General features: G+C 43.9%; 8 protein-coding genes. 4 read left to right on the plus strand and 4 right to left on the minus strand.

Features of this window, described 5'->3' with window-relative positions; all coding sequences use genetic code 11:
• Positions 1–144 precede the first annotated feature (144 nt).
• Both AB4160_RS09570 and AB4160_RS09575 read left to right on the plus strand, forming a co-directional pair.
• On the plus strand, positions 145–2,253 hold the full coding sequence (locus AB4160_RS09570) for an ExeM/NucH family extracellular endonuclease (RefSeq protein ID WP_372004423.1): 2,109 nt from the start codon (positions 145–147) through the stop codon (positions 2,251–2,253).
• 228 nt (positions 2,254–2,481) lie between these two features.
• On the plus strand, positions 2,482–3,615 hold the full coding sequence (locus tag AB4160_RS09575; RefSeq protein ID WP_102439980.1) for a DUF1624 domain-containing protein: 1,134 nt from the start codon (positions 2,482–2,484) through the stop codon (positions 3,613–3,615).
• A gap of 90 nt (positions 3,616–3,705) precedes the next feature.
• On the opposite strand, the gene AB4160_RS09580 is transcribed toward AB4160_RS09575, so the two are convergent.
• Entirely contained in the window at positions 3,706–4,809 is a 1,104-nt protein-coding gene (locus AB4160_RS09580; protein ID WP_102439979.1) for a phosphoribosylaminoimidazolesuccinocarboxamide synthase, read from the minus strand.
• Positions 4,810–5,078: 269 nt separating this feature from the next.
• On the opposite strand from AB4160_RS09580, the gene AB4160_RS09585 reads away from it, so the two are divergent.
• A complete protein-coding gene (locus AB4160_RS09585; RefSeq protein ID WP_102475503.1) occupies positions 5,079–6,014 on the plus strand; it encodes a DMT family transporter in 936 nt (311 codons plus the stop codon).
• 132 nt (positions 6,015–6,146) lie between these two features.
• On the opposite strand, the gene AB4160_RS09590 is transcribed toward AB4160_RS09585, so the two are convergent.
• The 3 genes from AB4160_RS09590 to uvrA form a co-directional block, all read right to left on the minus strand.
• Positions 6,147–7,976, minus strand: coding sequence for a DEAD/DEAH box helicase (locus AB4160_RS09590; RefSeq protein ID WP_102439978.1), 1,830 nt, complete (start codon positions 7,974–7,976; stop codon positions 6,147–6,149).
• A gap of 325 nt (positions 7,977–8,301) precedes the next feature.
• Positions 8,302–9,342, minus strand: a complete 1,041-nt coding sequence (locus tag AB4160_RS09595) for a M20/M25/M40 family metallo-hydrolase (RefSeq protein ID WP_102475471.1) — start codon at positions 9,340–9,342, stop codon at positions 8,302–8,304.
• 89 nt (positions 9,343–9,431) lie between these two features.
• Positions 9,432–12,350 (minus strand): excinuclease ABC subunit UvrA, encoded by a 2,919-nt coding sequence (gene uvrA / locus AB4160_RS09600; protein WP_372004367.1) that lies wholly within the window; start codon positions 12,348–12,350, stop codon positions 9,432–9,434.
• 340 nt (positions 12,351–12,690) lie between these two features.
• Here uvrA and AB4160_RS09605 point away from each other — a divergent pair, with 340 nt between their 5' ends.
• Entirely contained in the window at positions 12,691–14,058 is a 1,368-nt protein-coding gene (locus AB4160_RS09605; protein WP_102439975.1) for an MFS transporter, read from the plus strand.
• Positions 14,059–14,093 lie beyond the last annotated feature (35 nt).

A 14,093-nucleotide genomic window follows, 5' to 3' on the forward strand; every position in this document is an offset into this window, starting at 1 on the left:
ATGCCATTTTAAGATTGTAATTTAACCAATTAGCGATTAAATAGTCCGTTGTAATATGGCTTCAATAAGCATAAGAATAATAAGTTGGAGTGTTAAATGAGAGTAAGCAAGTTATCTGCAATATCGTTAGCCATCACATTGGTTATGAGTATGCAGGCACAGGCCAAAGCCGTAACGACACAAGACGTGACAGCGAATGAGTTTTCATGTGAAGGCAAAACCACTGTTCCTATCTATGAGATCCAAGGCGCTGGTGAGATGAGTCCATTTATCGCTGCAGGCGCGGATGAATCCATTCATGAAGTGATCACTAAAGGTGTGGTTACTGCGCGGGCAGAAAGATTATATAAAGGTTTTTTTATTCAAGATCCCCAAGGTGACGGCTCGCCTTTGACATCTGATGGTATTTTTGTCCATTGGGGAGACACTGCGCCAGCAGAAATTGTCCCGGGGATGCAGATTTGCGTCACTGGTAAAGTACAAGAATATGCAGGCTTTACCCAAATCAATATTGCACAGCAGCAACAATTTCACTTAGGTAACTATGTTGGTGAGTTGCCAGCGACCCCGTTACATATTGCTGATGGTCAATCACTTGCCGAAGCGCTGGAGCGTGTTGAAGGCATGAAAGTGCTATTAGACACTGCAAGTGACATGAAAGTTACCCGTTCATTTAGCCTAGATTATGACTCATATCGCAACAACATGGTGTTATCACATAAAGCGCCACTGATGAAAGCCACGCAGGTTTATGCACCATTATCAGCAGAGGCGATAGCATTGAATCGCGCCAATATCGCCAACCAGCTGGTGGTTGAGTCAGACTATAAAGCTGAACATGGCGAGGTGCCGTATTTCCCAAGCTTTAATGCCGATAACGGCTATATTCGGGTTGGCGATCAGTTGACCAATATTGAAGGTGTGATTGGCTATAGTTATGAGCAATATCGCTTTATGCCAACCAATGACATTAGTGCCAGTGATTTTATTCGCCATCATGATCGCACCGTAGCGCCAGCCATTGCGGCCCAAGGTGACTTACGGGTAGCAAGTTTTAATGTACTGAACTTCTTTAATAGTGAGTTTGGCGGTGATAAAAACCCATTAGGCCACAATCGCGGGGCAAAGCTTGAGTCTGAAATGCTGCTGCAGCGCACAAAAATCGTGAATGCGATGGCGGCGATGAATGCCGATATTATTGGCTTAATGGAAGTTGAAAATAATGGCTTTGGTAAGTTAAGTGCCATTCAAAATCTAGTTGATGCCCTTAATGCCAAGCTGGCACCTGAGCAGGCTTATCAATTTGTTAAAGTCACTGACAATGACGGTTTCATCGGCACTGATGCTATCGCAGTCGGCATATTATATCGACCCGCCGTTGTTGCTTTAGCTGACGCAGCTCAAATAATCGCGACCCCTGAGCAACACGTGGCAGAAGGAGCGCTAACCCGTATCAATGAGGGCGTAACAGAAACAAATCCCGCCTACCATAAATATCAGCGCCACAGCCTAATGCAAAGCTTTAGCATTAATGGTAACAAGCTGACGATTGTGGTTAATCATTTTAAATCTAAAGGCTCAGGCTGTTTAGAAGATTGGTTAAGCTTTAATGAAGATTCAGAGCCTGTAGATTTACAGGGCAAGTGTAATGCCTTTCGCGTTTCTGCTGCTAAAGTGATCGGTGAGTCGGTAACCGGCTTAGACGGTGATGTGCTGGTGATTGGCGATTTAAATGCCTATGGCAAAGAAGATCCGTTAGCAGTACTCACTGACTATGATGCCAGCCTAACTGAACATGTGATAAAAACCGCCTCACACACCAGCTTAAATGGCGCAGAGCATGATGCACAAGGACGTGTGATTGATAAGGGCTATGGGCTAATCAACTTAAACACCCAAGCACATGGGCCTGCTACATACTCGTACAGTTATGGTGGTGAGTTAGGTAATTTAGACCATGCTTTAGGTAATACAAGCTTAGCGGCTCGGCTAGTGGCGATTGAAGACTGGCATATCAATGCGGTTGAATCGAGCTTGTTTGAATACAGTAGCAAATACACCGGCGATTTAGTTAAGTCTGACAATGGCTATTCATCATCAGATCACGATCCGGTGATCATCGCCCTGGCATATCCCGAAGTACAGGATACTAAAGATGCAGATGCTATAATGACAGCCAAAGATGATGGCGGTAGCTTAGGTTACTTAGGCTTATTGCTCTTGTCTGCTTTAGGTTTTCGCCCTAAAGCCTAATCGATGTATTATTTAATAGAAATTATTATCATTTAAAATCGGTGGTGGTTTGTAAATTTTTTGAGCGTATTTTATTGCGCTTTGTGCTTGCTTTACAGGCAATTTACTTTAAATCACCGTGATAAAAAAAACGCCTGTTATAGTGTTGTGCTAGTAATTGCACCATTTAATGGCTGTGTTTTTTGAGTGTTAAAGAGAGTCGAAAAGTTGAATACCGTAACCGCTCCAATGTTAAAAAAGCGAATTGATAGTATCGATATTATGCGCGGCATTGTAATGCTTATCATGCTGCTGGATCATGTTAGAGAGCGGTTTTTCTTTCATGAGCAAGTCACCGATCCGATGACACTGGATAGCACCAGTACCGGATTATTTATAAGCCGATTTGCTGCGCATTTTTGTGCGCCTACTTTTGTGTTTTTAACCGGAGTATCAGCGTGGTTATATAGCCATCCGCAATTTGGCCCACAGCGCTCCGCAAGGTCATTTTTAATCAAGCGTGGCCTGTTTATTATCGCATTAGAGTGCACAGTGATTACGTTTCAGTGGATGGGCAATTACGAGATGATTTGGCTGCAAGTCATGTGGGCAATTGGCATCAGTATGTTGGCGCTAGCGTTATTAATCGGCTTACCAAGATTTTGGCTTGGGCTTATTGGCTTAGTGATCGTATTTGGTCATAACATGCTTACGCCCATTAGCTTCTCGCCAGGGGAGTGGGGTTATACGTTATGGGCCATATTGCATGACCGCGGCAATATCTTAACCAATGACTTTATCGGCATTAGAGCCAGTTATCCGGTACTACCTTGGATTGGGGTGATTTTGTTAGGCTATGTGATAGCACCGATTTACAGTGCAAGCTTTGATGATAACAAACGTCATAACCTGCTCATTGGGCTTGGCTTAAGCTGCTTTGCGATTTTTGCAGTCTTACGCGGTTTTAATATTTACGGCGAAACACTTGATTGGCAGCAAGGTGAAACCCTAGTAATGACATTAAAGTCGGTATTTAACTTAACCAAATATCCACCTTCATTGGACTTTTTACTGGTGACTCTTGGCGGCACATTATTGTGTTTACGGACGCTTGAAAAGCTGAACCCGCGCTATGGTAAAGTGTTATCAACCTTTGGATCAGCGCCAATGTTTTTCTATATTGTGCACTTATATTTATTACTGTTTATGTACCGCTTTGCCGTTAATGTCATTGGGCCTAACTATGGCGATTTATATGGCTTTACCGATATAAGCTGGGTGTGGGCGGTGACGGTGATATTGGCGCTGCTGTTGTACTTTCCAACTAAGTGGTTTAGTCAGTACAAGCATCAAAGTAAACAGGGCTGGATTAAGTATTTCTAGACAATGGCGTTAACCAAAATGTTGTGGTTAATCAGTAGATAGTAAAAAGGCGCATTAAGCGCCTTTTTCGTTTTATGTGTGGATTTAGGATTAGTCGATTAAGTCATATTGCTCGGCTAAAACGTTAATAATATCCGCTTTTGGGTTGTCAGGTAGCGAGATGCTAGTGCCGGTTACCTTTTCTGCCACGCCAGTGTATGTGCGAGAGACATTCATCATCGCATCTAATGGTAAGTCGTTATCACGGGCGAGGGCTTCACGCTCAGGCATTCTATCTTTGTTAAGCAGAATATCGGCATCGTCAAAATGATTGAGCAGAAATTGACGAAAGCCTTCTTTGGAGTTTTCAACAATCTTGCTATCACGATACGCTGCGCCATCCCAAATACGTGACGAGTCTGGTGTGCCCACTTCATCCATGTAAATCAGTTTGGAGTTACCGTCTTTGTCATTGACGTAGCCAAATTCAAATTTAGTATCGACAAACATTTGGTCGTGGGTGGCTAGCGCATCTGAGATGACCTTAAAGCCTTGCTTTAATAATACTTCATATAAGTCGATATCGGCTGGTTTTTCAAAGCCAAAGGCTTGGTAGTTGGCTTCAATATCGGCGCGGCTAATGTTGACATCATCTTGCTCAGGCACACCTGGAATACCGGTTAAAATGCCTTTGGTTGAAGGGGTTATCAATAACTCTGGTAGTTTTTGATCTTTGGTTAACCCTTCAGGCAGTGTGATACCGCAAAATTCGCGTTCGCCTTTGGCATAAGCGCGCCACATTGAACCGGTAATGTATTGACGACAAATCGCTTCAACTTTAATTGGACGCGCTTTTTGCACAATCCATACAAATGGGTGTGGGATATCAAGAATATGGCTATCGGCTAAACCATTTTCAGCAAACAACTTAAACCAATGATTAGAGATAGCGTTAAGTGCCGCCCCTTTACCTGGAATGCCCTGTAAATTACCTTCACCATGAAAAATACAATCAAATGCTGAAATGCGATCGCTGATCACCATTATCGCTAATGGGGTATCAGCTGGCACGTTATAGCCTTTATCGGCAATTAAGCGGCGGCTATCAGCCTCAGTTAACCAATATACACTGCGAACTTTACCGCTGTGTACTGGCTTATCGGTTCGGATCGGCAAATCGTTATTGATAGCGAGAACTGAATCAGCAAGACTCATGGCCAGTATTCCTTAAGAAATTGAGTGTAGGGAGATATCCTTTATTGATAAGGATAGTTAGGTATTTTTATGGCGGCTATTTTACCTGTATTAAGGCAGATTTCCATGCTTATCAGGCGGCTAAACTCTTAATCCTGTATAGCGAATACTGAGGCAAATTAAACTCGCTATTCGCCATTGGCTTTATTGGCATAGCTCTTTAGAATGAATTTTCTGCAGCTTTACCATTAAAGAGCGAATATCTTGTGAGCCATACCCGTTTAGGTCTTATGTTTGTCAGCGTTGCCGTTGTGTTTTGGGGGATATTACCCATAGCGCTTAAGTTATCCGGAGGGTTTATTGATCCGGTTACGTTAACTTGGTTTAGGTTTTTAGTGGCCTTTGTGGTGACCTTTATTCTGCTATGGCGCTTTGGTAATTTGAAGCAATTTAGTCAACTACAGGGGGGTGATTGGCTAAAGCTTGCTGCTGCAGGTATTTTACTGATGCTCAATTACACCTCTTTTGTGTATTCACTGGATTACTTATCACCAGGTACTGCGCAACTTAACTTTCAAACTGCACCGTTCTTTTTAGCCTTTGGTGGCGCACTGTTTTTTAAAGAGCGGCTCACGGCGGTGCAGCTAAGCTGTTTTGCAGCTCTGGCATTAGGGGTGTTGCTGTTCTTTCACCCAAGCCTTGATGTGTCGGCAGAAAATAGCAGTCAAATTCTATTTGGGGTGCTGATTGTGCAGTTTTCAGTGTTGTCGTGGACGAGTTATGCCTTACTGCAAAAGTCATTGTTTACTAAGCTAACACCCAATAATGTGTTGCTATGTATCTATGGCTTAGGGATCCTTGTGATGGCGCCTTTTAGCGAGTTTAGTCACTTTGGGCTTATGGATAGCAGCCATTGGTTGATCGTCGGTTTTTGTGCCATCAATACCTTAATTGCTTATGGCTGTTTTGGTCAGGCGATGAAGTACTGGCCCACGGCGCAAGTGAGTGCCATGCTCGCGCTGACGCCAGTGCTCAGTTTTAGCGTTAACGCTTTAGTGGTGTATTTAGGCTGGTGGCCTGAGGTGTTTAAGGTTGATGTGATTGATCTGTGGTCGCTGCTGGGGATTGTATTGATTGTTGGCGCTGTGTTTACCATGCAACTATGGCCCTTGTATGTGGGCAACAAGCAAAAGCGGCAAGCCCATGTCGAAGGCGAAAGCGTTTAAGACCAAAGCGTTTATCGCAATAACTTTAGCGTTATTAGTGCTTGTAGGATGAGTTTTATTTCAGCCATAAAAAATGGAGCCACAAGGCTCCATTTTTATGCGTTAAACCAACGTTAGTTGGACTGCAAGTATTTACTCGCTGTCACGTGGCTTACGTGGACGGTCGCTACGAGGGCGGTCACTACGTGGACGATCACCACGAGGGCGGTCGCTACGAGGACGGTCACTACGTGGACGACGTGGTGCTTCAGCTGGGAAAGAGGCATCACTCGCTTCACGAATGTTTAATGCTTTACCGCAAACACGTACTTTTCTTAAGTGGCCTAGTACATCTTTTGGCATGCCGTCTGGCAAGTCAATTGAAGTAACTTGATCAAATAATTGAATTTGACCAATGAACTGGCTGTCAATGTTTGCTTCGTTAGCGATGGCGCCAACGATATTACCTACACCAACACCGTTATCACGACCTACATCGATTACGTAACGGCACATTTTAACATCAGGCTTATCTTTCAGGCCTTCAGCGCTACCAAAGCTTGTTGGCAATGGACGGCTGCCGCGTGAATCACGACGAGGACGCTCACGACCAGCGTCGCGAGGACCACGATCATCACGGTCACGTGAATCACGTTGACGCTCTTGAATCGCAGGAAGTTGTAATGGACGCTCAGCCTGTACTTGTTGAAGTAATGCTGCTGCGAGTAAGTCAGTGTCAATTTCAAGCTGCTGACATAACTGAGCCACTGCATTTTTCATGAAATCTAAGTCACCGTTAACGGTTTCTTGGATTTGCTCACCTAAGCGTGATAAACGACGCTCAGCAACAGTTTCAGGGCTAGGTACTTTCATTGGCGAGATACGGCTGTTCGTTGCACGCTCGATAGTGCGAAGCATACGCATTTCACGGTTGGTAACGAAAAGAATTGCCATACCAGTACGACCAGCACGACCTGTACGGCCAATACGGTGTACATAAGCTTCTGAATCATATGGGATATCGTAGTTAACTACGTGACCAATACGTTCAACGTCAAGACCACGGGCCGCAACGTCAGTAGCAATTAGGATGTCTAACTTGCCGCGTTTAAGTTGGTCAACAGCACGTTCACGAGCTTGTTGGTTCATATCACCGTGTAATGGTGAAGATGCATAGCCACGCGCTTCAAGTTTTTCAGCAAGTTCAACACAGCTGTTACGGGTACGTACGAAGATGATAATACCTTCAGTATTTTCAACTTCTAAAACACGTACTAACGCTTCAAGTTTGTTGTGTTGTGATACTTGAACATAACGCTGATCAATTGACTCAACAGTAGTATGGCTAGCAGCAATACTAATGTGAACAGGGTTGTTTAAGTGCTTGTTCGCAACGCGCTTGATTTGCTCTGGCATAGTCGCAGAGAAAAGGGCAAGTTGACTGTCTTTTGGTTTGTGCTCAAGAACCCATTCGATATCATCGATGAAGCCCATTTTTAGCATTTCATCAGCTTCATCAAGAACAAGTGCTTGTAGTGCATCAAGTTTAAGAGTGCCACGACGCATGTGGTCCATTACACGACCTGGCGTACCAACAACAACTTGTGGGCCACGACGTAGCGCACTTAATTGTTGATGCATGCTTTGACCACCATAAATAGGTAGTACATGGAAGCCTTTCATGTGTTTAGCGTAGCTACCAAATGCTTCAGCAACCTGAACAGCAAGTTCACGTGTTGGTGCAAGCACTAGGATTTGAGGAGCATTCAGCTTTTGGTCAACATTACTTAGTAAAGGCAGTGCGAAAGCACCTGTTTTACCTGTACCTGTTTGAGCTTGGCCTAAAATATCTTTACCTTCCATTAAAGGATCGATACTAGCAGACTGAATTGGAGTTGGTTTTTCGTAACCTAGATCGTCAAGGGCACGAAGCAAATTCTCGGATAAACCAAGTTCGCGGAAAGTTCTTTCATCGGATGACATTGAGTTGTAGCCTTGTGGATGCGTACGAAGTTATTGGCATTCGTACTAGAGTTTCACAGACAGAAAATCAACCCCGTGTCGATTTCCCGCGTCAAAGGGGCGATATTATAGCAAGCTTTGGCCTCGTTGACTATCTAATTTTAACAAATAACTAAAATTGGCCTGATTATTGTAGCGCTTACTGAGCGATTAACTAAGTAACTTTTGACGTAATTAAATCAGAAACGGTTGTTTTATGGCCGTGATTCATTTAATCCATTTTTTATAGCGGATAAACAAGCCTTTTCGCAAATGCAGTTGCAGTAATCGCCTTAGTGCTCAATTTCTAGCGCTTTACAATGATGCGCTGTTTATCCAGTTTAAGTAGCGTGAATGCCGTTTCAGTGACTGCTGCTAAAAAGTTAATATCGATAGTATCTAAGGTGTCTTCAACAGTGTGATATTGCTTATGGGTTGGCACGCCTAAATAGAGCCAAGGAATACCAGCTTTGTGGAACGGGTAATGATCTGATGCTCGCAGCCAATTAATTTTGAGCATACTGCCATCATTTAGCCTTGAACGACTCTGTCTCACACATAGATTATTATAGTCTTGGAGCTGGTGTTTTATCTGCTTAAATTGAGATACATTTTGCTCCCCTTCAATATAAATGGCTTTGGGTCTAGAAGGGTGGCCAATCATGTCTAAGTTTAGCGACATTTCTAGCTGCATATCTGGCAGTGTTAACAGTTGCTGAACTAGCGCGTATGAGCCAAATAACCCCGGCTCTTCAGCATCGGTGGCAACTAGCATTAAGTTAACCGCCGGATCGCCATCTTGCTGCCATTGCTTTGCAATCGCTAACATTGCAGCAATGCCTGAAGCATTATCATCAGCCCCAGCAAAGACTTTACTGCCACGACTGCCTAAATGGTCATAGTGGGCGGTAATAATGCGCCAGCGCTGGGATGCTTGCTTTGATTTAATCGTGGCAATGAGGTTAATACCCTGTTTATCAGCAAAGTTTTGCCGATAAACAAATGGCAGCATAAATTCTTTTTGCCAAGGTGATAACCCCAGTTCAATAAAGCGCGCACTTAGGTATTGGCGGGTTTTTTCTGCACCTATGGTATTGGTTTTACGGCCAGCCAAATCATCACTGGTTAATATGCGAATATCTTCGATGAGTTGATTTTTATCAGCCCATTGACTGGAAGTGTCATTTCCACAGTTTTGCGAAGCGCAGCCGCTTAGCAAAAAACACAATGCCACTGGCGTCAATCTAATCGACACAGTGAAACAGGGTGGTTTTTGAACATGATATTTTTGCAGAAATGATGCTAATACCGAGGATAAATAAGCCAGAGTATTTTGGTAAAATTCCATTTATATCCCTCTGGCTTGATGAGTAAACTAACTCAATGGTGCGCATACCGCAGCAGGTGTATTCTGTGCAATTACTAACAGTGTAATCGCTATTTGGCTTTAGTGGCCTTCTTTGCTGGAGTTTTCTTCACGCTACTTTTATTGGTGACACCTTTATTAGCGACACCTTTTGGGGCCGCAGCCTTCTTGGTCAATAGCGGCTTTAAAAAGCGTGCAGTATGGGAGGTTTTATGTTTTGCCACCTCTTCAGGGGTTCCGCTTGCCAAAATAGTGCCGCCGCCGGAGCCGCCTTCAGGGCCTAGATCCACTAGCCAATCTGCCGTTTTAATCACATCAAGATTATGCTCAATGACCACTATGGTGTTGCCTTTGGCTTTTAAGCGATGCAGTACATCTAGTAGCAGCTGAATATCAGCAAAGTGCAAGCCTGTAGTGGGCTCATCAAGAATGTATAAGGTTTTGCCGGTATCACGTTTGGATAACTCTTTTGCTAACTTCACTCGTTGAGCTTCACCACCGGACAGTGTTGTCGCACTTTGACCTAAACAAATATACGCCAAGCCTACATCCACTAAGGTTTGCAGTTTTCTTGCGATCGCAGGGATTGGATCAAAGAAAACACGCGCTTCTTCAATGGTCATTTGCAGCACTTCGTGAATATTTTTGCCCTTGTATTTAACATCTAAGGTTTCGCGGTTATAGCGTTTACCTTTACAGGAATCACAAGGCACATACACATCTGGTAAAAAGTGCATCTCAACCTTTATTAAGCCATCACCCTGACAGGCTTCACAGCGGCCACCTTTAACGTTAAAAGAGAAGCGACCCGGTAAGTAACCGCGGCTTCGAGACTCTTGAGTTGCAGCAAATAATTCACGAATAGGGGTAAATATGCCGGTGTAAGTAGCAGGATTTGAACGCGGTGTTCGCCCGATTGGGCTTTGATCAATATCAACCACCTTATCGCATTGCTCCATGCCGGTAATGCTTTTATGGGCTGCTGGCTCATCAATGGTAGCGCCGTTTAGCATTCTGTGGGCAATTTTATAAAAGGTGTCGTTAATTAAGGTTGATTTACCCGAACCTGATACCCCAGTAATACAGGTAAATAAACCAATAGGAATGGTTAAGTCGACATTTTTAAGGTTATTACCAGTGGCGCCGCATAGCTCAATGACTTTTTTCGGATCCATTGGGGTGCGTTTATCACTAATGTGGATTTGCTTGGTGCCAGAAATATATTGGCCAGTGACAGACTCTTTACAGTCGAGAATGGCCTGCAGAGGCCCAGAGCAAATGATTTCGCCGCCGTGAACGCCTGCGCCGGGGCCAATATCAATCACATGATCAGCCATGCGAATTGCGTCTTCATCATGCTCAACCACAATCACGGTATTACCGAGATCACGCAGGTGTATTAGCGTTTGCAGTAAACGTTCGTTATCGCGCTGATGCAAGCCAATTGAAGGTTCATCCAGCACGTACATTACGCCCACAAGGCCGGCACCAATTTGACTGGCTAAGCGAATACGCTGGGCTTCACCCCCTGATAAAGTATCTGCTGAGCGGTCTAAGCTTAGGTAGTTAAGGCCGACATTGACCAAGAAGCCTAAACGATCGCCAACTTCTTTAAGAATTTTTTCAGCGATCTGCGCTTTTTGCCCTTCGAATTTAATCTCAGTGAAATAGCTCATGGCTTCACCGATGGACCACTGAGTCAGCTGCGGTAAGTTTAACTCGCCAATAAATACGTTACGGGCTTCTTCACGCAAACGCGAGCCGTCACAGCTTTTACAGGATTGGGTATTAATAAACTTTGATAGCTCTTCACGTACCGAGTTACTTTCAGTTTCGCGGTAGCGGCGATCCATATTATTGAGGATCCCCTCAAATGGATGATTACGAATAACCACATCACCACGATCGTTAATGTACTTAAAGGCAATGTTTTGCTTACCTGAGCCAGATAGAATAATTTTTTGTACTTTAGCGCTTAACTGCTCAAAGGGGGTTTCGACATCAAATTTATAATGTTCAGCTAAGGAGCTGAGCATTTGAAAGTAATAGAAATTACGTTTATCCCAGCCTCTAATCGCCCCGCCTGCTAATGACAGCTCGCTATTGGCAATCACTCTTTCTGCATCAAAGTACTGCTGCACACCTAAACCATCACAGGTTTGACAAGCGCCAGCGGGATTATTGAATGAGAAAATACGTGGCTCAAGCTCTGCCATGGAGTAGCCACAATATGGACAGGCAAAGTTAGCCGAGAACATCAACTCGTCTGCTTCTCCGGCCATGTCGGCAATAATAGCAATACCGCCTGATAACTCTAACGTCGTTTCAAAAGACTCTGCTAAGCGCTGCTTTAAATCATCACGCACTTTAAAGCGATCAACCACCACTTCAATGGTGTGTTTAACATGTAGCTCAAGGGTTGGCGGATCGGATAAATCACAAACCTCACCGTCAATTCTGGCGCGCACATAACCTTGAACAGCCAAACTTTCGAGTAATTTTACATGTTCACCTTTACGGGCTTTGACCACGGGAGCTAATAGCATTTGGCGACTGCCTTCAGGCAGTTCCAATACTTTATCTACCATTTGGCTGACCGTTTGCGCGGTTAATGCTTGGCCGTGGGTTGGGCAGCGCGGCTCACCAACACGGGCAAACAGCAGTCTAAGATAATCATAAATCTCAGTGATGGTACCCACGGTTGAGCGTGGATTATGGGATGTGGATTTTTGCTCAATTGAAATTGCAGGACTTAAGCCTTCGATATGATCCACATCAGGCTTTTCCATCAAACTTAAAAACTGGCGCGCATAGGCTGATAGTGACTCAACATAACGGCGCTGGCCTTCGGCATATAAGGTATCAAAGGCTAACGATGACTTACCTGAGCCAGATAAACCTGTGATGACAATAAGTTTGTCTCGGGGGATGGTTAAATCAAAGTTTTTAAGATTGTGGGTTCGTGCACCGCGAATTTCAATGGTATCCATTCATCACTCTAGAGGTTGTTTTAGCTACCTTGTCAAAGTAGCAAAATTTGAGTTAGCTTAGTAAATAGCCGTTAGTGTATCGTTAATTAACTAGCTTATACAGTGTTTTATACAGTATTGGTGACACTAAATGTACCCAGGGAGCCAGACTAATGGCGGCTGAAACCATAAAAAAACGACTGGGATATAAAACACATTATAACCTGTTTGTTTAACCTTATTAACAAATACGACAAACAGTTGCCTGTTGGTTCATTATTCCTTTTGAGCTAAATTAGAACGCTGTGATAATATGCGCAACTCGCATTTTTCTATAGATACACAATTTAAGGGCAACTGAATGGCCAACAATGGATTATCAGGCATTGAGAAGAAAGTCGCATTTTCGTTAGCCAGCGTGTTTGGTTTACGAATGATGGGCTTATTCATGATCATGCCCGTATTCGCGCTTTACGGTCAACATTTAGAGGGTTTTTCACCTCTATGGGTGGGTATCGCTATCGGTGCTTATGGCTTGACCCAAGCAGTGTTACAAATTCCCATGGGCATGTTGTCAGATAAATATGGCCGTAAGCCGATTATTTTGGCTGGGCTGGTGGTGTTTGCTATAGGTAGCGTGGTTGCTGCAATGTCAGATCATATTTATGGGGTTGTGCTTGGCCGAGCCATTCAAGGGATGGGTGCTATTGCCGCTGCAGTGTTAGCGCTGGCCGCCGATTTAACCCGCGATGAGCAACGCACTAAAGTGATGGCTATTATTGGCATGTGTATTGGTTTCTCGTTTGCATTGTCATTGCTTGCAGGGCCGATAGTGGCCCAATATGCAGGTTTAGAAGGGCTATTCTTTTTAACCGCGATCTTAGCGGTAGTGGGCATGATCATTGTGCAGGTGTTGGTACCTAACCCAGTCTCACAAGCGCCCAAAGGCGATACTGTTGCTACGCCCACTAAATTAAAGCGTATGTTAATGGACCCGCAACTGTTCAGACTCGATGCAGGGATTTTTATTTTGCATTTAGTGCTTACCGCCGTATTTGTGGCCTTGCCATTAGATTTAGTGGATGCAGGTTTAGTAAAAGAAAAACACTGGATGCTGTATTTCCCAGCCTTTATCGGCGCGTTTTTCTTAATGGTGCCGTTAATTATTATTGGTGTTAAACGTAACAACACTAAAACCATGTTCCAAATATCACTAATGATCATGATGCTGGCATTGGCAGCTATGGGATCTTATGCTGATAACCTCTGGGTATTAAGTGCCGCTGTGGTGTTATTTTTCACTGGTTTTAATTATCTTGAGGCGTCATTGCCTAGTTTAATTGCTAAATTTTGTCCGGTGGGCGATAAAGGCTCAGCTATGGGCGTTTATTCCACTAGCCAATTTTTAGGGGCATTTTGTGGCGGTATGCTAGGTGGCGGAGCTTATCAGCTGGTTGGCGCTGCAGGGGTATTTTATGTGGCACTTGGACTGATGTTTATTTGGTTATTATTAACCATAGGCATGGAAAAACCCGTACTGCTAAAAAGCTATACCCTTGAGGCACAAGTTAAAGATAGAAATCAGGCGAAAGACATGGCAACCCAGCTATCACAGCTATCTGGGGTAGCAGAAGCCATTGTCGTCATGGAAGAGAGAGCAGCTTATTTGAAAGTTGATGATCAATTCGATTTGAGTGAAGCGCGAGCTGTGTTAGGCTCTGTCAATTAGATCGTTTTGATCGCTCAGTTTTGTAATTTAGATTA

Origin of the sequence: Shewanella sp. 10N.286.51.B8, from assembly GCF_041469325.1 — a bacterium.
Lineage (GTDB): Bacteria > Pseudomonadota > Gammaproteobacteria > Enterobacterales > Shewanellaceae > Shewanella.